The following is a 20,775-nucleotide window of genomic DNA, read 5'->3' on the forward strand; positions in this document are numbered from 1 at the left end:
GAGGTTCGAGAGATCGCGCGCGGCGCGAAACCCGACCTCCAAGTTTTATGGCCGACGAATCCGCCGACCACCTTTCCTCGTCGGGAGCTTCCGCGCCGGCCGCCTTCGTGGCCGTCGGCGCCCAGGCTGGTTCGCGCCCGGGCGTGATCACCCTGGCCCGCCACGGCGAGCCGGCCTTGTCGCGCAAGGTCCGCTTCAACGCGCCGGCCTATGGCGAATGGTGGGCGCGCTACGAGGAGGGCGGCTTGCTGCCCGGCCAGACCCCACCCGAGTCGCTGAAGGCCACAGCCCGGAAGGCCGGGGTGATGATCGCCTCGACGCGCCGCCGTTCGATCGAGACCGCCACGGCCGTCGCCGACGGCAAGGCCTTCGCCACCGATCCCCTGTTCATCGAGGCCCCGCTGCCGCCGCCGCCCTGGCCGCGCTGGATCAGGATGTCGCCCAAGAACTGGGGATTCTTCGCCCGGTTCTGGTGGTGGTTCTTCGATCACCACGCCGGCCAGGAGAGCCGGGCCCAGGCCGAGCTTCGCGCCGACCAGGCCGCGGACCTGCTGATCGACCTGTCCAAGAGCGGCCAGGACGTGCTGCTGGTGGCCCACGGTTTCTTCAACACGATGATCGGGTTGGCGCTGCAGAAGCGCGGCCTGAGGAAGACGCAGGACCAGGGGTTCAAGTACTGGTGCGTGAAGCGCTTCGAGCGGCCCTAGGCGCCTTCGCAAGCGACAGTGACGCCAAGGCCCTGAACCCTGTTCACCAAAAGCCCCGCCAACGGCGTTGCTCGCGCCGCGACCCGCCACTAGGGTGCGCCTGTTCGCCCCGGAGTAGAAATGATCAGTCCGCAAGATCTTGAAGGCATGAGCTTCGAGCAGGCCCTGCAGCGTCTGGAGCAGATCGTCGGCGAGCTGGAGTCCGGCAAGGCCGAGCTCGAGCGCTCGATCGAGATCTACGAGGACGGCGCGGCCCTCAAGGCCCATTGCGAGAAGAAGCTCGAGGCGGCCCGCCTGAAGGTCGAGAAGATCGTGCTGGGCCAAGGGGGCGCGGTCGCCGCCGAAGCGGCCGAGTTCAACTGATGGGTCAGGCGTCGCCGCAGATCGGCTACGACGACTTCGAGCGTGTCGATATCCGTATCGGCACGGTGATCGAGGCCACGCCGTTCCCGGAGGCGCGCAAGCCAGCCTACAAGCTGACCATCGATTTCGGCCCCGAGATCGGCGTCAAGAAGTCCTCGGCCCAGGTGACCAAGCACTACGCCCTGGACGAGTTGATCGGTCGTCGCGTGGCCGCCGTGGTCAATTTTCCGCCGCGCCAGATTGGTCCCGTGAAGTCCGAGGTCCTGTGCCTCGGTTTTCCGGACGCCGACGGCGGGGTGGTGCTGGTCGACGTGGACCGTGATGTTCCCAACGGGGGTAAGCTGTTTTGATCGACCTCGAAAAGCGCATCGTCCAGGCCGCCGACATCGTCACCGTGGCGCTCGATGAGCTGCTGCCGCGCGCCGACGGGCCGGAGAGCCGCCTGACCGAGGCCATGCGCTACGCCGCCCTGGGGCCGGGCAAGCGCCTGCGGCCGTTCTTCGCCCTGGAGACGGGCAAGATGTTCGACCTGCCCGAGCGGCCGGTCCTGCGCGCCGCCTGCGCCCTGGAATGCATCCACGCCTACAGCCTGGTGCACGACGACCTGCCGGCCATGGACGACGACGACATGCGTCGCGGCCGTCCGACCGTCCACGTGCAGTACGATGAAGCCACCGCCATCCTGGCCGGCGACGCCCTGCAGACCGCCGCCTTCGAGATCATGGCCCACCCCGACACCCACGACGACGGCCATGTCCGCGCCGAGCTGGTGCGCAAGCTGGCCATCGCCTCGGGCGCAAAGGGCATGGCCGGCGGCCAGATGATCGACCTGCTGGGCGTCCGCGACGACCTGGGGGCCGTGGCCCGCATGCAGCGCCTGAAGACCGGCGCCCTGATCGCCTTCGCCTTCGAGATCCCGCTGATCATCGCCCGCGCCAAGGATTCGGAGCGCGCGGCCCTGATGGGTTTCGCCCAGGACCTGGGCCTGGCCTACCAGATCGTCGACGACATTCTGGACGCCGAGGGCGACGAAGCGGTGCTGGGCAAGGCCGCCGGCGGCAAGGACGCCGTCAAGGGCAAGGCCAACTACGTCACGCTGCTCGGCCTTGATGCGGCCAAAGAGCGCGTCAATCTATTGGCCGCGCAAACCAAGTCACATCTCGATATTTTCGGCGAACGGGCTGAACATCTGCGCCGTAGCGTGGATTTCGTGCTGGACCGCCGCAACTGACCGCGCTTTCTTCGGACATGCCTGCTTTGACCCCTCTTCTCGACACCATCTCGTCACCGGCCGACACGCGCGGCCTCAGCGTGACCGAACTGAAGCAACTGGCGAACGAGGTGCGGGCCGAGACCATCGACGCCGTCTCCGTGACCGGCGGCCACCTGGGCGCGGGCCTGGGCGTGGTCGAGCTGACCGTCGCCCTGCACCACGTGTTCGAGACGCCCAAGGACATCGTCATCTGGGACGTCGGCCACCAGGCCTATCCGCACAAGATCCTGACCGGTCGTCGCGACCGCATCCGCACCCTGCGCCAGGGCGGCGGCCTGTCGGGCTTCACCAAGCGGGCCGAAAGCGAATACGACCCGTTCGGCGCGGCCCACGCGGCCACCTCGATCTCGGCGGCCCTGGGGTTCTGCGCCGCGCGCGACGCCAAAGGCGAGAACAACAGCGTCATCGCCGTGATCGGCGACGGCTCGATGAGCGCCGGCATGGCCTACGAGGCCATGAACGCCGCGGTCGACACCACCAAGCGCCTGATCGTCATCCTCAACGACAACGACATGTCGATCGCCCCGCCGGTGGGCGGGATGAGCGCCTATCTGGCCAACCTCGTCTCGGGCGGCGCCTATCGCAAGGTGCGCAAGCTGGGCAAGACGGTGGTCGAGAAGCTGCCGACCCCCATCCGCGACGCGGCCCGCAAGGCCGAGGAATACGCCCGCGGCATGGTCACCGGCGGCACCTTCTTCGAGGAGCTGGGCTTCCACTATGTCGGTCCGATCGACGGCCACGACATGGACGCCCTGGTCTCGGTGCTGAAGAACGCCAAGGAATTCGACGAAAAGCCGGTGCTGGTCCACGTCGTCACCCAGAAGGGCAAGGGCTATGGCCCCGCCGAGGGCGCCGACGACAAGCTGCACGCGGTGGTCAAGTTCGACGTGGTCACCGGCCAGCAGCAGAAGCCGGCCGCCGGCCCGCCCAGCTACACCAAGGTCTTCGCCCAGGAGCTGATCAAGCACGCCGCGATCGACGACAAGATCGTGGCCATCACCGCCGCCATGCCTTCGGGCACGGGGCTGGACCTGTTCGGCAAGGCGTTCCCCCAGCGCACCTTCGACGTCGGCATCGCCGAGCAGCACGCGGTGACCTTCGCCGCCGGCCTGGCCGCCGACGGCATGAAGCCGTTCGCGGCGATCTATTCCACCTTCCTGCAGCGCGGCTACGACCAGGTGGTCCACGACGTCGCCATCCAGCGCCTGCCGGTGCGCTTCGCCATGGACCGCGCCGGCCTGGTCGGCGCAGACGGCCCGACCCACGCGGGCACCTTCGATCTCGGCTTCATGGGGGCGCTGCCCGGCATGGTGCTGATGGCCGCCGCCGACGAGGTCGAGCTGGCCCACATGGTCTCGACCGCCGTGGCCATCGACGACCGCCCCAGCGCCTTCCGCTATCCGCGCGGCGAGGGCCTGGGCCTGACCATCCCCGACCTGGCCGCCCCGCTGGAGATCGGCAAGGGCCGCATCGTCCGCGAAGGGACCAGCGTCGCCATCGTCTCGCTGGGCACGCGCCTGGGCGAGTGCCTGAAGGCCGCCGACCTGCTGGCCGCGCGCGGTCTCTCCGCCACCGTCGCCGACGCCCGCTTCGCCAAGCCGCTGGACGTCGACATGCTGCTGCGCCTGGCGCGCGAGCACGAGGCGATCATCACGGTGGAGGAGGGCGCCGTCGGCGGCTTCGGCGCCTTCGTGCTGCAGGCCCTGGCCGAGCACGGCGCGCTGGACCGCGGCCTGAAGATCCGCACCCTGGTGCTGCCCGACGTCTTCCAGGACCAGGACAAGCCCGACGTCATGTACGCCCAGGCCGGCCTCGACGCCGAGGGCATCCTGCGCGGCTGCCTGGCGGCGCTGGGCGTCGACAACATCAGCGCGGCGGGACGGCGGGCCTGATTGACGGCTCGCCTCTAGGATGTGAACATCTCGGCGGCGATTTCAGGTCTGAGGTTGGTTAGTCCGATGAAGCACCCGGCCGACGAGACGCCCACGCCCGCCATGCCCTGGGGCCTTTGGGCCATGACGCTTTTGGCCGGATTCGGCGCCCAGGCGTTGGCCAAGGATTGGTTCGGCGATGACGCGGCAAGGGTTGGATGGGGGCTTGCCGCCGTAATGGTGCTGGTCGTCGCCGTTCGCTACCTGATGCGCCGCTTCGGTTAAGTTGAACACGCCTTGAAGAACGCCTTCACCTGCCGCTGGTCGGCGGGGGCGGCGTCGAGGCTGTGGCGTTCGTCGGCGACCAGCAGGTCCAGGTCGCCGGTGCGGCGGAAGGCCCGCAGGGCCGAGGCGTCCAGCGTGGTGCGGGCCTGAAGGACGCCGTCGCTCATGTCCGACGGCGGGGTCCCGGCCTTCAGGCGGGTGACCACGTGGCCGGAGGCCAGGGCGATCTCGTCGCCCGACAGGCCGGTCGCCGTCAGGGTCACGGCCGAGGCGCGCGGCGCGCAGGCCATCATCAGCACCACGTCGTCGCTGTTCGGCTGGCCATAGGCCAGCTTGGGGCCTTCCTCGGCGCTGTCCATGTAGTTCCAGCCGTAGCCCGGCGCGCTGGACCGGTCGTAGGCGCAGCCGCTCAGCGTCACGCCGCCCAGGGCCAGGACCAGGAGCAGGGCGTTGGGGAGCAGGCGGTTGAACAGGCGGCGGGGCATGGACGGGTTCCTTCGCCAGAGGAACGCGGCGCCGGCCCTAGTGGTTCAGAGCCGCCAGTCCAGGACCCCGTCGGCGCCCGCGCTCAGGGTTCCCGTCCGTCCGATCGCGAAGGCCTCGGGAGCGGTCAGGGCCGCCAGGGTGCCGGCGTCGGCGGTCGGGACCCGCGCCAGGGCCCGGGCGCCGTCGCTGGTCCGGACGATGGCCACGCCGTGGGTGGGCGCGCCGTCGCGGTCGTAGAGCACCGTGTGAGTCTCCAGGACGGCCTTGCCCGCCGCGTCCTCGACGAAGGCCGGTACAGGGCCGCGGCGGGCGTCGGCGGCCGTCTGGACGCTGACCTCCTCCAGCGGCCTGGCGCCGTGCGGGGCAGGGCGGTCGGCCAGGATCAGGCCGTGGTGCTTGGTGACGAACTCGCCCTGGCCGTACAGCAGGCCCGTCCCCGCGCCTCCCCGCAGCCGCCGGGTCATGGCGACGGCGGCGTGGGTCATGTAGTCGTTCATCGGCGCCCCGAAGAAGGTCAGGCCGCCGGTCACGGTGGGCGTTACGTCGGCCGGCAGGCCCAGGGTCCGCCGGGCCATCTTCGGCACGCAGGGAAAGCAGCTGTAGAGCTCCAGGGCGTCGAAACCGCCCGGGACCATGCCGCCGACCGCCTCCAGCACCACGTCCTGCGCGGCCGAGCCGTAGTAGTGGTCGCGTTGCAGGTAGTCGCCCGGCTCGCGCGCCGCCGCCCCGCCCCAGACGAACACCAGGCGCTCGTCGGGGACGCCGGCGGCCCTGGCGGCGGCCAGGCTGGTCACGATCACCGCCGCGCCCTGGTTCACCTGCATGTTGGCGACCATCAGCTTGGTGTAGGGCCAGGCGATCGGGCGGTTGTCGGGGCGCGGGGTGGTGATCTGGTCCGGCGTGAAGGCCGTCTTGATCCAGGCGTTGGGCTGCCCCGCCGCCACCGCCGCATAGGCCGACCACAGGGCGCCGGACTCCGCCAGCGCCTCGGCGGGCGTCTGGCCCCAGTGATGGGCGGCGGCGTTCTCGTAGAACGGATAGACGCTGACCGGCAGGAAGACCCCCAGCTTCAGGGCCAGCGGATGGACCTCGATGCGCGGTCCGCCGCCCGTGGCCGGCGGCTTGGGCGTCCAGGGCAGGTCGACGCCGGCGGCGCGGGCCTTGTTGACGCTCCACTGCGCCTCGGCCCCGACCACGGCGCAGACCTCGGCCTCGCCCCGCGCGATGCGGATGGCCGCCTCGTGCAGGAACCGCACCGGGCTCTCGCCGCCGACCGGGCCGTAGACGGCGCGGGCTGGGGCGATGTCGAGCCGGGCGCAAAGCTCGGCGGCTGGGTCTGCGTAGCGCCAGCTCAGCTGGTTGACGACGTCCAGCGAGGCGGTCCGGACCAGGAACCCGCCGCCGGCGTCCGCGTCGGCCTCGCGCAGGGCCGCCTCCATCAGGGCCAGGGGCTCCAGGGCCCTGGAAAGGTCCGTGGGACGGTCGAGCGCCTCGCCGACGCCGACGATGACGGGGGTGCGGTCAGGGCTCACAGGGCGGGTTCTCCAGCGCTTCGGCGGGCAGCATCAGACGGAACGCCGCGCGAGGCCATGGCGCCCTTAGGTCAGGCCTCGCGCCCAGTCCTGCAGGGGGATCGTTCAGGCGCTCCAGACGCCGGTGGCGGCAGTGCGGGCGACATAGGCCTCGAAGTCGCCGGGCGGACGGCCCAAGGCCTGCTCCACGCCGTGGGCGACCGGAGTGTTGCGGCCGTCCAGCACGGTGGTGAACAGGTAGATCACCAGATCGGCCAGGTCCGGCAGGGCCTGCATCAGGCCTTCGCGATAGGCTTCCAGCGGGATCGTCACCAGGGCGATGTCGCGGCCGGTCGCGGCTGCGATGGCGTCGACCGCCTCGCCGAAGCTCAGGGCGCGGGGACCTGTCACTTCGTAGAGCTTGCGGCTGTGCCCGGCCTGGGTGAAGGCCTCCACCGCGATCTCGGCGATGTCCTCGGCGTCGACGAACGGCTCGTCCGCCAGGCCCTCGGGCAGCACCACCTCGCCGGCCAGCACGCCCTCCAGGAAGAAGTTCTCGCTGAAGTTCTGGAAGAACCAGCTGGCGCGGATGATCGTCCAGTCCAGCGGGGTGGCCTCCAGGGCCCGCTCGGCGTCCAGCGCCTCGGGTTCGCCCCGGCCCGACAACAGCACCACCTGCTTCACGCCGGCCCGCTGGGCGGTCGCGAAGAAGGCCTGGACGATTTCCAGCGCCCCCGGGGCGGCCAGGTCGGGCTGGTAGGCGACATAGACGGCGGCGACGCCGTCCAGGGCGCCGGCCCAGCTGGAGCGGTCCTCCCAGTCGAAACGCGGCGAGGCCGAGCGCGAGCCCCGGCGCACGTCGCGGCCCAGCGCCCGCAGGCGTTCGACCACCCGGGCGCCGGTCTTGCCGTTGGCGCCGAGCACCAGGATCGTGCCGACGCGGTCATGATTGATTGTCATCGTCGTCTCCCTTAGCTAAACATGAGAAGTCCTCATGTTCTAAAAGGTGATAAATGCTCACATTTGGATTGTCAACCGAGGCCGCTCGACGATGAGCGACGAAGATGTGCCTGGCGCCCGGCGCCGGCCGACCCAGCAGCGCAGCCGCGAGCGGGTCGAACGCATCCTCTCGGCGGCGTCCGCACTGATCGCCCGCACCGGCAGCGATCAGGTGAAGATGAACGAGGTTGCGGCCCTGGCCGGGATCTCGATCGGCTCGCTCTACCAGTACTTTCCGGAGAAGAGCGCCCTGATCCGCACCCTGGCCGAGCGCTACAACGCCCAGAGCCGGCGGTGCATCGAGGACGCCCTGGCCAGGGTGGGCGACTTGGACGGCCTGCTGGCCGCCTATGCCGACCTGATCGACCTGTATTTCGCGATCGTCATGGCCGAGCCGGTGATGCGCGACATCTGGTCGGGCATGCAGGCCGACAAGTCGCTGATGAGCCTGCAACTGGCCGAGAGCCGGATCTGCGGCGGCTTCCTGGCCGCGGCCATGCGCAAGGTCCATCCGAACGTGGACGACGCGGCGCTGGAGAACGCCGCCTTCCTGATCTGGGAGTTGGGCGAGGCGACGGTGCGGCTGGCGATCTCGGTGGGTCGCGAGGAGGGGCGGGCGCTGGTCGAGACCTTCAAGCGCCTGACCCTGCGCGAGATCGCCGATCCGACGCTCGCGGCGAAGCCTTGAGGACGCCCGTGATCAGGCCCCCGATTCAGGCCCCCGATTCAGGGACGTCAGCGGCGATGGATTCAGCTATCGTTCGTCCGACCCATGAGCGTCGGGGTCCCCGGAGGGGAGGATCTGGGAGATCGATTTTCGGAGGAAATGGTGGGCGCAGTAGGATTCGAACCTACGACCCGCTGATTAAGAGTCAGCTGCTCTACCAACTGAGCTATGCGCCCGCGCGGCCCGAAGCGGTGGTTTGCCTCGGCGGCGAGGCGCGGAACATACGCAAAGAATCTTGGAACGCAAGGGACTATTTTTTGGCCAGACGAGATATCAGCGGAGCCGTGGATTTCGCCTATCTGGAAGGGTTCGCGATGGACGATTCCACGGTCATCGACGAGGTGCTGGCGCTGTTCCGGGAACAGGCCGCGCTGTGGACGCCGATGCTCGACAAGAGCCATCCCGGCTGGGCCGACGCGGTCCACACGGTGAAGGGCGCGGCGCGGGGCGTGGGGGCTTTCCAGCTGGGCGACGTCTGCGCCGAGGCCGAGGCCGGGACCAAGAGCCTGGGCGACGTGCGCAACGCCCTGGACCTGGCCCTGATGGACATCGCCGCCTACGCCCACGAACGGGCGCTGAGGTCGCTGAAGGGATAGGGCGCAGGGCAGCTGACTCTCAGTCAGCGGGTCCAACCCTCCCTTGTCATCCCGGACGAGCGCGCAGCGCGAAGATCCGGCATGACAGCGGGTGGGGCGCGTCTCCAACTTACGAAGGTGTAATTGGCTCGCGGCGATCCGCTCGCCTAGGCTGCGCGGACTTCAACTGGAGCCCTGACCCATGCCGCCCAGCCCCTGGTCCCACCAGCGCAACGCCGCCGTCGCCGACGACATCGACTTCGAGATCAAGGGTCAGGAGCTGCAGTTCCTGGAGATCGAGCTCGACGCCGGCGAAAGCGCCGTGGCCGAGGCCGGATCGTTCGTCTGGAAGGACGCCAGCATCCAGATGACCACGGTGTTCGGCGACGGCTCGGGTGACGCCGGCGGCGGCTTCATGGGCAAGCTGCTGGGGGCGGGCAAGCGCCTGGTCACCGGCGAGAGCCTGTTCACCACCGTCTTCACCCACACCGGCTCGGGCAAGGCTCGCGTGGCCTTCGCCTCGCCGACGCCGGGCGCGATCCTGCCGCTGAACCTGGGGCAGCTGGGCGGCTCGCTGATCTGCCAGAAGGACAGCTTCCTGGCGGCGGCGCGGGGCGTGTCGATCGGCATCCACTTCCAGAAGCGGGTGATGACCGGCCTGTTCGGCGGCGAGGGCTTCATCATGCAGCGCCTGGACGGCGACGGCTGGGTGTTCGTCCAGATGGGCGGCACCCTGGTCGAGCGCGAACTGAAGGCAGGGGAGGAACTGCACGTCGATACCGGCTGCCTGGCGGCCTACACCCCCGGCGTCGACTTCGACCTGGTCATGGCCGGCGGCGTGCGCAGCGTGCTGTTCGGCGGCGAGGGGCTGTTCTTCGCGCGGCTGCGCGGGCCGGGGAAGGTCTGGATCCAGTCGCTGCCGTTCTCGCGTTTGGCCGGCCGGATGATGCAGGCGGCCGGCGGGACGGGCGGCAACCGGGGCGAGGGTTCGATTCTCGGCGAGTTGGGGGATCTGATCGGCGGGAATCGCTAAAACGCCATTCCCTCCCCCTTGTGGGGAGGGTGGCGGCGAAGCCGACGGGGGGGCGGTGTAGGGCGGCGGGCTCAGCAGGCCCCACCCGACCCCGGCGTCGCCAGGGCCACCCTCCCCATAAAGGGGAGGGAAGGAATCAAGGGAAGGTTCTACCCCTTCGTCCGGTCCCAGCTGTCGTATTCATATGCGATGCAGCGATCGATCAGCGTGCGCCACACAGGCTCGGCGATGGCCTCCGACAGGCCCGACTCACGCGCGGCGGCCTTCACCTTCTCCACCACGTCCTCGATCCGCGCGCGGTCGAACACCTTGGAGCGGTCGGCCTTGATGCGGGCGGCGGCGTTCATGTAGCCCTGGCGCTCGGTCAGCAGTTCCACCAGCGCCCGGTCCAGGGCGTCGACGCCCTGGCGCACATCGGCCATGGACTGGCAGTCGCCGGGAACCCGTCGTTCGCCGACCTCGATAATCGTCTTGACCATTTAGCTTTAGATGCCCGCGCCGTTGTCCATGGTGAGGAGGGCCGCTTCGTGGGCCGCCGCCTCGGCCTGCAGCCACGAAACGAACGCCTTCACCTGCGGCAGACGTCCCTTGGCCTTGGGATGGACGACGTAATAGGCGAAGTCGACGGCCGTGGGAATCTCGAACGGAATGACCAGGCGGCCGGCGTCCAGATCGGCCTGGGCCAGGGTCTGCTTGGCCAGGGCGATGCCCCGTCCGTTGGCGGCCGCCTCGATCACCAGGCTGGATTGGTTGAAGCGCGGACCGCGCGCGCCGTCGACCGACTTGATGCCCCGCGCGGCCAGCCACATGGCCCAGTCCGGGCAGCTGTCGTCGGCGTCGGGCGAACCGTCGTGCAGCAGGATGTGGTGCGACAGGTCCTCGGGCGAGTCCAACGGGTTGGCGGCCAGAAGTTCAGGCGAGGCGACGGGAATGACCGTCTCGCTGAGGAGACGAATGACCTCGAGGCCCGGATAGCGGCCCGAGCCGTAGCGGATGGCCAGGTCGACCTCGCCGGCGGCGAAATCGACGACCTCCATGCCGGCCGACAGCCAGACGTCGACCTGGGGCTGGGCCTGCTCGAACTTGCCCAGGCGCGGCACCAGCCACTTGGCGGCGAACGAGGGGGCGGCGGTCAGGGTCAGGCGGCGGCCGTCGACGGCGGCGGTCAGCAGGCTGGCGGCCTCGGCCAGGCGGTCGAAGGCTTCGCGCAGGGCGGGCAGGGCGGTCTGGGCGGCGTCGGTCAGCAGCAGGCCCTTGGGCGTGCGCTTGAACAGGGCCGCGCCGACATAGTCCTCCAGGTTCTGGATCTGCTGGCTGACGGCGCCGGGCGTCACCGACAGTTCGTCGGCGGCGCGGCTGAAGTTCAGGTGGCGCGCGGCCGCCTCGAACGCCCGGAGCGCGTTGAGGGGAGGCAGGCGCCGCCGTTCCGACTGTCTTTCCATGAGTTTTACTGAACGCCCCGGCAGAAGACCTTGTTTGCGAAGTGGCCCGGTCGCGACCAATTTGCAAGCGTTCGCTGATGGAGATGGCCCTTTTCATCGGTGAACGCGAGCGGGGCGGACCCTAGGGTTCGCCCCGTAATGCTTTGAAGCGCACCGGTTTGGCGAAGTCGCCGGTCCGGGGCGTCGCCAATGGCAGCTGGCTTATAGAGGACCTGAATCACATGGCTCGGCCCACGGTCCGATCCGCTTCCCGGTCTAAAGCCGGTCTTGTCGCCCTCGGCGGCGGGACGAGCGCCCGTATGCGCCATTTGGCGCCTGGGAAAGTGACCCTGGTCGGCGCCGGTCCCGGCGATCCCGAACTGCTGACGATCAAGGCGCTGAAGGCCCTGCAGGCCGCCGACGTGGTCGTCCACGACGGCTTGGTCTCCGACGAGATCCTCGACCTGGCGCCCGTGGCGGCGCGGCGGATCAACGTCGCCAAGCGCAAGTCGCGCCACACCCTGCCGCAGGACGACATCAACCAGCTGCTGGTGGCCCTGGCCCTGGACGGCCTGACCGTCGTGCGGCTGAAGGGCGGCGACCCGTTCCTGTTCGGCCGCGGCGGCGAGGAGCTGGCCGCCTGCCGCGAGGCCGGCGTCGAGTGCGCTGTCGTTCCCGGGATCACCGCCGCCCTGGCCGCCTCGGCCGGCGCCGGCGCGCCCCTGACCCATCGCGGATCGGCCCAGGCCGTGACCTTCGTCACCGGCCACGCGGCTGCCCAAAACGGAGAAATGGGCGAACCGGACCTGGACTGGACCGCCCTGGCGCGTCCGAACCAGACCGTCGTCGTCTACATGGGCGTCTCGACCGCCGGCCTGATCGCTGAGCGCCTGACCGCCGCCGGCCGCGCCGGTTCGACTCCGGCCCTGATCGTCGAGAACGCCAGCCGCGCCGACGAGCGCCGCATCCTGACCACCCTGGCCGGCCTGGCCGTCGCCGCCGAGGGCCTCAAGGGCCCCGCGCTGCTGATGGTCGGCGAGGCCATGGCCCTGGCCGAGTTCGTGCCGGACAACCTCGTCCTTCGACAAGCTCAGGATGAGGTTGTCTTGGGCGTGGCGAATGGCGCGAACCGTTCAGTAGACCTCATCCTGAGCCTGTCGAAGGACGAGGTCGCATCCCCCACATCTGTCGCGAGCCTGCGTTCATGAAAGCTGTCACCGCCAACCGCCTGAGCGACGGCGAGGTCGTGTTCTGGAAGGCCGGCGCCTGGGTCGAGGGCTTCGGCGACGCCCAGCTGTTCGACGAGGCGCAGGACGCCGAGGTCGAGGCCGCCGTCGCCAAGGGCAAGGCCCAGCCGACCGTGATCGTCGACCCCTATCCGATCGACCTGGCGCCGGTGGACGGCGGCCTGGCCCCGGTCAGCTACCGCGAACGCATCCGGGCCCTGGGCCCCACCAACGAACCCACCCACGGCAAGCAGGCCGTCGGCGGCGAGGTGATCGAGGCCCTCCGCCACGCGGCTGGCGCGGCCCGCTCGACCGGCCGCGTCGACCTGATCCGCAGGAAGTAAGCCGACATGTACCTGTACGATCCCATCGACCGCGAATTCCTGACGGACCGCTCCAACGAGTTCCGCCACCAGGTGGCCCGCCGCCTGGCCGGCGAGCTGACCGAGGACCAGTTCAAGCCGCTGCGTCTGATGAACGGCCTCTACCTGCAGCTCCATGCCTACATGCTGCGGATCGCCATTCCGTACGGCTCGCTGAACGCCCGCCAGGCCCGCCGCCTGGCCTGGATCGCCCGCACCTACGACAAGGGCTACGGGCACATGACCACCCGTCAGAACATCCAGTTCAACTGGATCAAGCTGAAGGACGCGCCCGACATCCTGGACGCCCTGGCCGAGGTGGACCTGCACGCCATCCAGACCAGCGGCAACTGCATCCGCAACGTCACCGCCGACCCTTATGCCGGCGCCACCGCCGAGGAGATCGACGATCCGCGCGTGTGGTCCGAGGTGCTGCGCCAGTGGTCGACCCTGCACCCCGAGTTCAGCTTCCTGCCACGCAAGTTCAAGATCGCCATCACCGGCGCCCTGACCGACCGCGCGGCCGTCAAGGTGCACGACATCGGCCTGATCCTGCGCAAGGGTCGCGACGGCCAGATCGGCTTCGAGGTGATCGTCGGCGGCGGCCAGGGGCGCACGCCCTATGTCGGCCCGACCATCAAGTCGTTCCTGCCGTCCGAGCACCTGCTCAGCTATGTCGAGGCCGTCCTGCGCGTCTACAACCGCCACGGCCGGCGCGACAACATCTACAAGGCCCGGATCAAGATCCTGGTCGCGGCCCTGGGCGCGGAGGAGTTCGCGCGTCAGGTCGAGGAGGAGTGGGGCAAGATCGACCACGCCCGCGCCAACCTGCCGGCCAGCGAGCTGGCCCGGGTCCGCGCCGCCTTCGCCCAGACCAATTTCGAAGCCCTGCCGGCCGTGTCGGACGCCTTCGAGGCCGCCCGCGCCGCCAGCCCGGCCCTGCAACGCTTCGTCCGCAACAACGTCAAGCCGCACAAGCAGCCCGGCTACGCCATCGTCGAGGTGTCGCTGAAGGCCATCGGCCAGACCCCGGGCGACGCCACGGCCGAGCAGCTGGACGTCGTCGCCGACCTGGCCGAGCGCTACAGCCTGGACGACCTGCGCGTGACCCACGCCCAGAACCTGGTCCTGCCGCACGTCAAGCTGGACGACCTGCCGGCCGTGCACGCGGTGCTGGAGTCGGTCGGCCTGGCCACCGCCAACATCGACCTGGCCAGCGACATCATCGCCTGCCCGGGCCTGGACTACTGCGCATTGGCGAATGCGCGCGCCATCCCGATCGCCCAGGACATCGCCCGCAAGTTCGCCGACCCGGACCGGGCCGAGAAGGTGGGCGAGCTGAAGATCAAGATCAGCGGCTGCATCAACGCCTGCGGGCACCACCACGTGGCCCACATCGGCATTCTCGGCGTCGACAAGAAGGGCGAGGAATTTTACCAGCTCTCGCTCGGCGGCTCGGGGGCGGAGGACGCCAGCATCGGCAAGATCCTCGGCCCGGGCCTGTCGGCCGACAAGGTGGCCCCGGCCATCGACGCCCTGGTCGAAGCCTATCTGCACATCCGCACCGGCGAGGAGCGCTTCCTCGACACCTATCGTCGCGTCGGCCTCGAGCCCTTCAAGGAGGCGGTCTATGCCCAAGCTGATTAAGCTGGTCGGCGAGCCCAGCAGCAAGGAGTTCGGAGCCGAGTGGGCCGAGGACGCCTTCGTCCACGTGGCCGACGACGACGCGCTGCCGGAAGGCGACGTGATCCTGTCGCTGGCCCGCTTCCAGGCCGAGGGCGAGATCCTGCTGTCCAACAGCCGCCGCGTCGGCGTGCGGATCGAGCCGGACCAGGAGGTCGAGGCCCTGGCCTATGACCTGCCGCGCCTGTCGGTGGTGGCCCTGGCCTTCCCGAAATACCGCGACGGCCGCGCCTACACCTCGGCCCGCCTGCTGCGCGAGCGCCTGGGCTTCACCGGCGAGGTGAGGGCGGTCGGCGACGTGCTGCAGGAGCAGGCCGGCTTCATGGTCCGCTGCGGCTTCGACGCCTTCGAACCCAACGACGGCGCGACGCCCGAGGCCTGGACCAAGGCCGCCCATCGCTTCCGCCACGTCTATCAGCGCGCGGCCGACAATCGGGTGGTCGCGTTCGAGGAAAGGGCCGTCTGATGGCCTACGACCAGACCGCGACCGAGGCGAAGCCTTGCGCCCGGCAGCCGACGGCCGCCGACGTGGCGGCGCGGCTGGACGCCGAACTGCGCGACGCCCATCCGCTGACCGTGCTGCGCAAGGCCTACGAGACCTTCGGCGCCAAGCTGGCCCTGGTCAGCTCGTTCGGCGCGGAGTCGGCGGTGCTGCTGCACCTGGCCAGCCAGGTGTCGAAGGACATCCCCGTGCTGTTCCTCGACACCGGCATGCTGTTCGGCCAGACCCTGGACTACCGCAAGAGCCTGGCCGCCAAGCTGGGCCTGACCGACGTGCGCGACCTGCGCCCGGCCTATACCGACCTGGCCGTCACCGACCCCAAGTCCGACCTGTGGCGCACCGACACCGACGCCTGCTGCCACATCCGCAAGGTGCTGCCGTTGGACCGCGCCCTGGGCGAGTTCGACGCGTGGACCACGGGCCGCAAGCGCTTCCACGGCGGCGACCGCCTGCGGTTGCGGGTGGTCGAGGAGACCGAGGGGCAGATCAAGTTCAACCCCCTGGCCAACTGGGGCAAGGCGGAGCTGGACGCCTATGTCGCCGAGTACGACCTGCCGGCCCACCCGCTGGTCAGCCAGGGCTTCCCGTCGGTGGGCTGCTGGCCGTGCACCAAGCCGGTGGACGACCCCAACGCCGACGTCCGCGCCGGCCGCTGGGCGGGCCAGGACAAGACCGAGTGCGGCATCCACGTCGCCCGCGCGCCCGGCGCGGCGCCGAACGTGGGCGACGGGATCTAGGGACCGGCTCCAGGAGCCGCGCAGACAGCCGCCTCCTACAGCCTGACCGTGCTTCCCTCGCGCGCCGACCGGTAGATCGCCTCGATGATCTTCATGTCGCGCAGGCCCTCTTCTCCCGAGACGATCGGTGAGCGGTCGGCTTGAATGCAGTCGGCCAGGTGATCCAGTTGGCCGGCGAACTGGGTCTTGGCCGGGCCTGGCGGCGGCGTGATTTCGTCCGCGCGGCCGTCCTTGCCGGTCCACAGGCGATTGCCGTCATACCGGGTGGCGGGCTCCAGCTCGATCCGTCCCTTGTCGCCCATCAGCAGGACGTGGTTCTGGTTGGCGCTGTAGGTCGACAGGCAGCTGGCGATCGCTCCGGAAGGAAACTTGAGCAGCCACTCGATCATGTCCTCCACCTCGGTGAACCGAGGATCGCCGCGATCGGTGGACTCGCGCGCCGTGACCGAGATCGGCTCCTCGCCGGTCATGTATCGCGCCGCCTGCAGGCTGTAGACGCCCATGTCCATCAGCGATCCGCCGCCCGCCATCGCCTTCTTCAGCCGCCACTTCGACGGATCGCCCTGCACGAAGCCGTGCTCGGAGCGCACATAGCGGACATGGCCGGCCGCGCCCGAGCGGGCCAGGCGCATGGCTTCCAGATTGGTGGCCTCGAAATGGCAGCGGTAGCCGATCATCAGCTTGCGCCCGGCCGCCTTGCACGCGGCGATCATCGCCTCGCACTCGGCGACCGACGTCGCCATGGGCTTCTCGCACATCACATGCTTGCCCGCCTTGGCGGCGCGGATCGTGTACTCGGCGTGCATGGAATTGGGCAGGATGACATAGACGACATCGACGTCGGGATTGTCGCGGATCTGGTCGAAGGTCTCATAGGAATAGATCGAGCGCTCAGGCACGCCATAGCGCGCCGCGGTCGCGCGGGCCTTCGCCGGGTCCCCGCTGACCAGGGCCGTGACCCGGCTGTGCTGGCAATTGACGAACTGCGGCAGGATGACGTTGAGGCCGTAATAGCCCAGGCCGACGATCGCGTAGCCGATCTTGCGATCGCCGGCGGCGCGGGCCCCTCCCGCGGCCGAGGCGACGGCGAGAGAGGCGGCGGCGAGAAGAAGGTCGCGGCGTCCGATGTCCATGGTCGTGGTTCCGGTGATTGGCGGCGGGCTATCAGGGCTTGAGGGGCTTCGCATCCGTCAAGGGCCGTTCGTGCAGCCAGCCGCCGTCGCTCAGCCAATCGGCCAAGCGGTCGGGCCAATGCAGGATCGACAGGCTCTCGGAGTGGGCGGCTATGTTGAAGCCGTGATCCATGTCGGCGAACATGTGCAGCTCCGCTGACACGCCGGCCTTGCGAAGCTGGCTGTAGAGGGTCAAGGCCGGCTCGGCGCAGCATTGGTCCAGCGAGCCGGCGGTGATGAAGGCCGGCGGGGCGCCGGTCACCGCTTGGGCGGGGACGCCCAAGGGGCCGGGATAGACCAGGACCTGGAAGTCGGGACGGGCGCTGACCGCGTCGAGCGGATCGGCCGAGGGCGGCTGGGGCGGCGCGGGATTGTCGGCGACCAGCGAGACCAGTTCGCCGCCCGCCGAAAAGCCCATCACGCCGATCCGGCGCGGGTCCACGCCATAGTGGGCGGCGTTGGCCCGCACCCAGCGGATCGCCCGGCGCAGGTCGGCGGCGGCGTCGCGGTCGATCGCATAGGTCGACCCCGCCTCGCGCGCCAGGCGGTACTTCAGGACGAAGGTGGTGACGCCGTAGCGATTGAGCGCCTTGGCCGGCCCGACGCCCTCATTGACGAAGACCAGCATGCGATGCCCGCCGCCGGGCACGACGATGACCGCCGCGCCGTTCGCATGGCGCGGGTCGGCGGGGAACACCGTCAGGGATGGGCTGTGGACGTTGCGCACATAGGTGTTCTCGACGATCTCTGGCTCAGTGGACCGCCGCTCGGCGCCGGGCGCGCCGCGCGGCCAGAGCGCAACCGTCTCCGAGCCGCCGGCGATCGCCGACGGGACTCGCGCCGACGCCGCGAGCGGCGCGCCGGCCAATAGCGCTACGAGGACGAGTGCGACGGCCCGGACAAGCATGAGGAAACCTCCCGAACCGCGCTTGCGGTTCGCCTTGGCGATCCAGCCTCCACACTTTGGCGCGCGTTCCTACTACGACCATGGTCTAAGGCCGGCCTCGCCTTGGTCCAGCCGCTGACGGTCTGGATCCGGGCGAGGGGCGAATGTCCGCGCGGGGCGTGAATCGGCCAGGGTGACGCCTAACCGCAAGCCAGCAAAAACCATCCCCATCGCTCCCGACGTGTTTCCCCAAGGAATTCAACGCCAAAAATCCACTTATCCTCCCCCTCTCACGCCGCCGCATAATCACTGCACCACAAGGCGATGGGGAGGGCGCTAAGGCCTGCGACCTTCGCGGCCTTGGGGTGCGGTCGAGCGGGCGCGCTCGTCGGCGGCGGCTTCGAAAGGGGCCGCGACCCTCGTCATCTGGTGCCGGCCGGGCTCGGAACACGGATACGGCGTTGATGAAGGGGCTGGCGGCGCGACAGGCATGGGGCGACCCGTGCGTTCCGGGACCGGGCAACGCGAGCCCGGCCCGCCCGTCGGGGGCTTAAAGCCGGCGAGGCCCGAACAGGGCCGATCGTCGGACGCTCCCGGACAACGACCGCGCGGAGCGTCTGTCCTGGTCGAAACGGTATTTTCTACAAAAGCTTCCGGGCCTGGCCCGGCGCTCCGCAGCCCTCCCCACACTTCAGCGGCCCGCCGCGTGAGGCGGCCAAGCCATGTCCGAGAGGAGAACCGTCATGCCAGATCCAAGACCCGCGCCCGCCTCCGCGCCGCCCAACCGCCGGTCAGCGCCAGCACCGACCCCATGGATGACGACAGCGGGCGCACGCCCGCGCGCATGGACTACCTCCGCCGCGAGATCGGCCGCCGACTGAGGATGGCCGCCGCGAGCCGGGCGGCGAGGTGCGAAATGCAAAGGGACGCTCCGTCTCCGCCAGAGAAGGAATCCTAGGCCATGGCTGTCTTCGATTGTCGGCCGGAGGTGGGTTACAGGATTGTCCCACGGCCCAGCGCAGCCGCGCGAGGCATCGGGATGTCCCCGGTCTTGATTCGCCTATTCCGGCGGGCAGCCCTTGAATTCGCCGACCTTGGTCACCGACAGCGTGGCCAGGTTGAGGGGCATCAGGGGCTTCATCGACGAGCGGCCTTCGCCGCTGAACAGGTCCAGCTTGTTGCCCTTGATCGCGCCGCCGACGTCGGAGGCGTACCAGTAGCCGTCATGCGTCTCGCCGTTGGGCATCGGCAGGCCGACGGTTTCTTTGATGAACACCACGGTGCGGCGYGGGATCACGGTCTTGTCCACGGCCAGGGTGCGCATGGCCACGACCTTGCAGCCCAGGCTGTCGAGGGCGCGGATGCCCTTGGCGCCGGCGTGGTAGAGCGTCGCCTTCATCTTGTATTCGACCGAGCCCGGCATGGTGCCCGTCAGGGCGCCGGTGATCAGGTCGCCAAGCGGGTCGCTGCGCGCGGGAGCGCTGTCGGCGGCCAGGGCGGGGAGGGCGATGGACATGGCCGCGACGGCCAGAAATCCCGCAAACGTGCGTCGCATCGAGGGGTTCCTCTTATCGGCGTAGAGTGTCGGTCGGCGGCCTGATTACTAAGATCACGGGGCCGTGACAACCCACTTGCGGGCGACCGGATGCCGCGCTGCATCCTTAACGGCGGCGTTCGGCGCCATCGTTTGAAGCGCGATTTGGTTCCGCGACGGGCGCTATCCCCTAGTCCGCAAGGGATTGCATGCTGCCGCTTCACGGCTCGCGCGGTGCGGTCTGGCGGTCGTCGCCCGGGTGGCATAAACCGGAGTCGTCCACGGCTTTTGTGGCGATGCACACATCCTGGGCACGGTCCGAGGGTCGGTGAGTCGCGACGATTGTCGGAGCCGCCAGATCGTTGGAGCGCGCATGAAGCCGTCTATTCGCCCCTCACTTGGTCGCCTGTTCGCCGGCGCCGCCCTGGTCGCCGCCCTGGCCGCCCCCGCGAGCTCGGCCTTCGCCTGGGGCGCCTCCGGGCACCGCATGGTCGGGGTGGTCGCCGCCCAGAGCTTCCCCAGCGACCTGCCGGCCTTCCTGCGCACGCCGCAAGCGGTGGCCGCGATCGGCGAGTACGCCCGCGAGCCGGATCGCTGGAAGGGCTCGGGCAAGATCCACGACACCGACCGCGACGCCGCCCACTTCCTGGACGTCGACGACCAGGGCCTGATGTACGGCGGCCCGAAGTTCACGGTGGAAACCCTGCCGCCCACCCGGGCCGACTACGAAAAGGCCCTGGCCGCGGTGGGCCACGACAGCTGGAACGCCGGCTACCTGCCGTATTCGATCATCGACGGCTATCAGCAGCTGGTGAAGGACTTCACCTACTGGCGCATCCTCAAGGCGGTCTCGGTGTCCGAGAAGGACAAGATCAAGAAGGCCTATTACGTCGCCGACCTGAAGCGGCGCGAGGACCTGCTGGTCCGCGACCTGGGCGTCTGGGCCCACTATGTCGGCGACGCCAGCCAGCCGCTGCATCTCTCCGTGCACTACAACGGCTGGGGCGATTACCCCAACCCGAACGGCTACACCCAGAGCAAGGCCACCCACGGCAGCTTCGAGGGCCCGCTGGTCAAGGCCGTGGCCACCGACGCCGACGTCAAGGCGCTGGTGCCGGCCTACAAGGACTGCGGCTGCACGATCGAGGCGCGGACGGTGGCCTATCTCAGCACCACGGTCACCTTCGTCGAGCCGCTGTACAAGCTGGAGAAGGAAGGCGGCCTGGTCGCCACCGACCCGCGCGCCAAGGCCTTCGTCGACGCCCGTCTGGCGGCCGGGGCGACCGAGCTGCGCGACATGGTCGTCCAGGCCTGGAACGCCAGCGCAACGGGCAAGATCGGCTATCGTCCCGAGATCACCGTCGACGACATCGTCTCGGGCAAGGCCGATCCCTGGAACGACCTGTACGGCAAGGACTGATC

23 protein-coding genes and 1 tRNA gene are annotated in these 20,775 nt (G+C 69.5%); 15 read left to right on the top strand and 9 right to left on the bottom strand.

Annotation, left to right across the window (positions count from 1 at the left end):
• The first annotated feature begins 47 nt into the window (after window positions 1–47).
• The 6 genes from AC1DYP_RS11335 to AC1DYP_RS11360 all read left to right on the top strand — a co-directional run bounded on the left by AC1DYP_RS11335 (window position 48) and on the right by AC1DYP_RS11360 (window position 4,499).
• Window positions 48–707 (top strand): histidine phosphatase family protein, encoded by a 660-nt coding sequence (locus AC1DYP_RS11335; RefSeq protein WP_477046416.1) that lies wholly within the window; start codon window positions 48–50, stop codon window positions 705–707.
• A gap of 120 nt (window positions 708–827) precedes the next feature.
• Window positions 828–1,070: an exodeoxyribonuclease VII small subunit gene (locus AC1DYP_RS11340; protein ID WP_477035378.1), complete on the top strand. Its 243-nt coding sequence runs from the start codon at window positions 828–830 to the stop codon at window positions 1,068–1,070.
• On the top strand, window positions 1,070–1,420 hold the full coding sequence (locus AC1DYP_RS11345; protein WP_477035379.1) for a tRNA-binding protein: 351 nt from the start codon (window positions 1,070–1,072) through the stop codon (window positions 1,418–1,420). Before AC1DYP_RS11340 ends, AC1DYP_RS11345 begins: the two co-directional genes overlap by 1 nt.
• Window positions 1,417–2,301, top strand: a complete 885-nt coding sequence (locus AC1DYP_RS11350) for a polyprenyl synthetase family protein (RefSeq protein WP_477035380.1) — start codon at window positions 1,417–1,419, stop codon at window positions 2,299–2,301. Before AC1DYP_RS11345 ends, AC1DYP_RS11350 begins: the two co-directional genes overlap by 4 nt.
• A 17-nt stretch (window positions 2,302–2,318) precedes the next feature.
• Window positions 2,319–4,235 carry a 1-deoxy-D-xylulose-5-phosphate synthase gene (gene dxs / locus AC1DYP_RS11355; protein ID WP_477046417.1) on the top strand — a complete coding sequence of 639 codons (1,917 nt, stop codon included), beginning with the start codon at window positions 2,319–2,321 and terminating at the stop codon, window positions 4,233–4,235.
• 66 nt (window positions 4,236–4,301) lie between these two features.
• Window positions 4,302–4,499, top strand: a complete 198-nt coding sequence (locus tag AC1DYP_RS11360) for a hypothetical protein (RefSeq protein WP_477046418.1) — start codon at window positions 4,302–4,304, stop codon at window positions 4,497–4,499.
• On the opposite strand, the gene AC1DYP_RS11365 is transcribed toward AC1DYP_RS11360, so the two are convergent.
• The 3 genes from AC1DYP_RS11365 to AC1DYP_RS11375 form a co-directional block, all read right to left on the bottom strand.
• Entirely contained in the window at window positions 4,496–4,984 is a 489-nt protein-coding gene (locus tag AC1DYP_RS11365) for a hypothetical protein (protein WP_477046419.1), read from the bottom strand. The genes AC1DYP_RS11360 and AC1DYP_RS11365 overlap by 4 nt on opposite strands.
• 45 nt (window positions 4,985–5,029) lie before the next feature.
• Entirely contained in the window at window positions 5,030–6,517 is a 1,488-nt protein-coding gene (locus AC1DYP_RS11370) for an acetyl-CoA acetyltransferase (protein ID WP_477046420.1), read from the bottom strand.
• A 105-nt stretch (window positions 6,518–6,622) separates the two neighbouring features.
• Window positions 6,623–7,456, bottom strand: coding sequence for an NAD(P)H-binding protein (locus tag AC1DYP_RS11375; protein ID WP_477046421.1), 834 nt, complete (start codon window positions 7,454–7,456; stop codon window positions 6,623–6,625).
• 91 nt (window positions 7,457–7,547) lie between these two features.
• Between AC1DYP_RS11375 and AC1DYP_RS11380 the strand changes: the two genes are divergently transcribed.
• On the top strand, window positions 7,548–8,183 hold the full coding sequence (locus AC1DYP_RS11380) for a TetR family transcriptional regulator (protein ID WP_477046422.1): 636 nt from the start codon (window positions 7,548–7,550) through the stop codon (window positions 8,181–8,183).
• 139 nt (window positions 8,184–8,322) lie between these two features.
• Here AC1DYP_RS11380 and AC1DYP_RS11385 read toward each other — a convergent pair.
• Window positions 8,323–8,398, bottom strand: a tRNA-Lys gene (locus tag AC1DYP_RS11385).
• A gap of 81 nt (window positions 8,399–8,479) precedes the next feature.
• Between AC1DYP_RS11385 and AC1DYP_RS11390 the strand changes: the two genes are divergently transcribed.
• Both AC1DYP_RS11390 and AC1DYP_RS11395 read left to right on the top strand, forming a co-directional pair.
• A complete protein-coding gene (locus AC1DYP_RS11390; protein ID WP_477035387.1) occupies window positions 8,480–8,818 on the top strand; it encodes an Hpt domain-containing protein in 339 nt (112 codons plus the stop codon).
• Window positions 8,819–8,999: 181 nt separating this feature from the next.
• On the top strand, window positions 9,000–9,830 hold the full coding sequence (locus AC1DYP_RS11395; RefSeq protein WP_477046423.1) for a TIGR00266 family protein: 831 nt from the start codon (window positions 9,000–9,002) through the stop codon (window positions 9,828–9,830).
• A gap of 149 nt (window positions 9,831–9,979) precedes the next feature.
• On the opposite strand, the gene AC1DYP_RS11400 is transcribed toward AC1DYP_RS11395, so the two are convergent.
• Both AC1DYP_RS11400 and gcvA read right to left on the bottom strand, forming a co-directional pair.
• Window positions 9,980–10,309: a chorismate mutase gene (locus tag AC1DYP_RS11400; RefSeq protein ID WP_477046424.1), complete on the bottom strand. Its 330-nt coding sequence runs from the start codon at window positions 10,307–10,309 to the stop codon at window positions 9,980–9,982.
• Between the two features lie 6 nt (window positions 10,310–10,315).
• Window positions 10,316–11,272 carry a transcriptional regulator GcvA gene (gcvA, locus tag AC1DYP_RS11405; RefSeq protein WP_477046425.1) on the bottom strand — a complete coding sequence of 319 codons (957 nt, stop codon included), beginning with the start codon at window positions 11,270–11,272 and terminating at the stop codon, window positions 10,316–10,318.
• A 221-nt stretch (window positions 11,273–11,493) separates the two neighbouring features.
• Here gcvA and cobA point away from each other — a divergent pair, with 221 nt between their 5' ends.
• The 5 genes from cobA to AC1DYP_RS11430 are packed head-to-tail and all read left to right on the top strand — an operon-like array spanning window position 11,494 to window position 15,761.
• On the top strand, window positions 11,494–12,459 hold the full coding sequence (cobA, locus tag AC1DYP_RS11410) for a uroporphyrinogen-III C-methyltransferase (protein ID WP_477046426.1): 966 nt from the start codon (window positions 11,494–11,496) through the stop codon (window positions 12,457–12,459).
• Entirely contained in the window at window positions 12,456–12,821 is a 366-nt protein-coding gene (locus AC1DYP_RS11415; RefSeq protein ID WP_477035392.1) for a DUF2849 domain-containing protein, read from the top strand. The genes cobA and AC1DYP_RS11415 overlap by 4 nt, the downstream gene beginning before the upstream one ends.
• A 6-nt stretch (window positions 12,822–12,827) precedes the next feature.
• Window positions 12,828–14,486, top strand: a complete 1,659-nt coding sequence (locus tag AC1DYP_RS11420) for a nitrite/sulfite reductase (RefSeq protein ID WP_477046427.1) — start codon at window positions 12,828–12,830, stop codon at window positions 14,484–14,486.
• On the top strand, window positions 14,470–14,988 hold the full coding sequence (locus tag AC1DYP_RS11425; RefSeq protein WP_477046428.1) for a DUF934 domain-containing protein: 519 nt from the start codon (window positions 14,470–14,472) through the stop codon (window positions 14,986–14,988). The genes AC1DYP_RS11420 and AC1DYP_RS11425 overlap by 17 nt, the downstream gene beginning before the upstream one ends.
• The gene (locus AC1DYP_RS11430; RefSeq protein WP_477046429.1) at window positions 14,988–15,761 is read left to right on the top strand and encodes a phosphoadenylyl-sulfate reductase; all 774 of its coding nucleotides are present in this window, start codon (window positions 14,988–14,990) and stop codon (window positions 15,759–15,761) included. Before AC1DYP_RS11425 ends, AC1DYP_RS11430 begins: the two co-directional genes overlap by 1 nt.
• Window positions 15,762–15,796: 35 nt before the next feature.
• Here the strand turns inward: AC1DYP_RS11430 and AC1DYP_RS11435 are convergent, their stop codons facing one another.
• From AC1DYP_RS11435 to AC1DYP_RS11445, 3 genes are all read right to left on the bottom strand, one after another.
• Window positions 15,797–16,894 (bottom strand): Gfo/Idh/MocA family protein, encoded by a 1,098-nt coding sequence (locus tag AC1DYP_RS11435; RefSeq protein ID WP_477046430.1) that lies wholly within the window; start codon window positions 16,892–16,894, stop codon window positions 15,797–15,799.
• Between the two features lie 31 nt (window positions 16,895–16,925).
• On the bottom strand, window positions 16,926–17,840 hold the full coding sequence (locus tag AC1DYP_RS11440) for an alpha/beta hydrolase (protein ID WP_477046431.1): 915 nt from the start codon (window positions 17,838–17,840) through the stop codon (window positions 16,926–16,928).
• 1,039 nt (window positions 17,841–18,879) lie between these two features.
• A complete protein-coding gene (locus AC1DYP_RS11445; protein ID WP_477046432.1) occupies window positions 18,880–19,374 on the bottom strand; it encodes a 3D domain-containing protein in 495 nt (164 codons plus the stop codon).
• Between the two features lie 352 nt (window positions 19,375–19,726).
• Here AC1DYP_RS11445 and AC1DYP_RS11450 point away from each other — a divergent pair, with 352 nt between their 5' ends.
• A complete protein-coding gene (locus AC1DYP_RS11450) occupies window positions 19,727–20,773 on the top strand; it encodes a phospholipase C/P1 nuclease family protein (RefSeq protein WP_477046433.1) in 1,047 nt (348 codons plus the stop codon).
• The last annotated feature ends 2 nt before the right edge of the window (window positions 20,774–20,775 follow it).

This window comes from Caulobacter sp. P1_D6 (assembly GCF_056406095.1).

Excerpts from the sequence above, each read along its gene's own strand:
- AC1DYP_RS11335 (WP_477046416.1), top strand. The coding sequence starts at position 48 with ATGGCCGACGAATCCGCCGACCACCTTTCCTCGTCGGGAGCTTCCGCG.
- AC1DYP_RS11340 (WP_477035378.1), top strand. The coding sequence starts at position 828 with ATGATCAGTCCGCAAGATCTTGAAGGCATGAGCTTCGAGCAGGCCCTG.
- AC1DYP_RS11345 (WP_477035379.1), top strand. The coding sequence starts at position 1,070 with ATGGGTCAGGCGTCGCCGCAGATCGGCTACGACGACTTCGAGCGTGTC.
- dxs (WP_477046417.1), top strand. The coding sequence starts at position 2,319 with ATGCCTGCTTTGACCCCTCTTCTCGACACCATCTCGTCACCGGCCGAC.
- AC1DYP_RS11360 (WP_477046418.1), top strand. The coding sequence starts at position 4,302 with ATGAAGCACCCGGCCGACGAGACGCCCACGCCCGCCATGCCCTGGGGC.
- AC1DYP_RS11365 (WP_477046419.1), bottom strand. The coding sequence starts at position 4,984 with ATGCCCCGCCGCCTGTTCAACCGCCTGCTCCCCAACGCCCTGCTCCTG.
- AC1DYP_RS11375 (WP_477046421.1), bottom strand. The coding sequence starts at position 7,456 with ATGACAATCAATCATGACCGCGTCGGCACGATCCTGGTGCTCGGCGCC.
- AC1DYP_RS11380 (WP_477046422.1), top strand. The coding sequence starts at position 7,548 with ATGAGCGACGAAGATGTGCCTGGCGCCCGGCGCCGGCCGACCCAGCAG.
- AC1DYP_RS11395 (WP_477046423.1), top strand. The coding sequence starts at position 9,000 with ATGCCGCCCAGCCCCTGGTCCCACCAGCGCAACGCCGCCGTCGCCGAC.
- AC1DYP_RS11400 (WP_477046424.1), bottom strand. The coding sequence starts at position 10,309 with ATGGTCAAGACGATTATCGAGGTCGGCGAACGACGGGTTCCCGGCGAC.
- gcvA (WP_477046425.1), bottom strand. The coding sequence starts at position 11,272 with ATGGAAAGACAGTCGGAACGGCGGCGCCTGCCTCCCCTCAACGCGCTC.
- cobA (WP_477046426.1), top strand. The coding sequence starts at position 11,494 with ATGGCTCGGCCCACGGTCCGATCCGCTTCCCGGTCTAAAGCCGGTCTT.
- AC1DYP_RS11415 (WP_477035392.1), top strand. The coding sequence starts at position 12,456 with ATGAAAGCTGTCACCGCCAACCGCCTGAGCGACGGCGAGGTCGTGTTC.
- AC1DYP_RS11420 (WP_477046427.1), top strand. The coding sequence starts at position 12,828 with ATGTACCTGTACGATCCCATCGACCGCGAATTCCTGACGGACCGCTCC.
- AC1DYP_RS11425 (WP_477046428.1), top strand. The coding sequence starts at position 14,470 with ATGCCCAAGCTGATTAAGCTGGTCGGCGAGCCCAGCAGCAAGGAGTTC.
- AC1DYP_RS11430 (WP_477046429.1), top strand. The coding sequence starts at position 14,988 with ATGGCCTACGACCAGACCGCGACCGAGGCGAAGCCTTGCGCCCGGCAG.
- AC1DYP_RS11435 (WP_477046430.1), bottom strand. The coding sequence starts at position 16,894 with ATGGACATCGGACGCCGCGACCTTCTTCTCGCCGCCGCCTCTCTCGCC.
- AC1DYP_RS11440 (WP_477046431.1), bottom strand. The coding sequence starts at position 17,840 with ATGCTTGTCCGGGCCGTCGCACTCGTCCTCGTAGCGCTATTGGCCGGC.
- AC1DYP_RS11450 (WP_477046433.1), top strand. The coding sequence starts at position 19,727 with ATGAAGCCGTCTATTCGCCCCTCACTTGGTCGCCTGTTCGCCGGCGCC.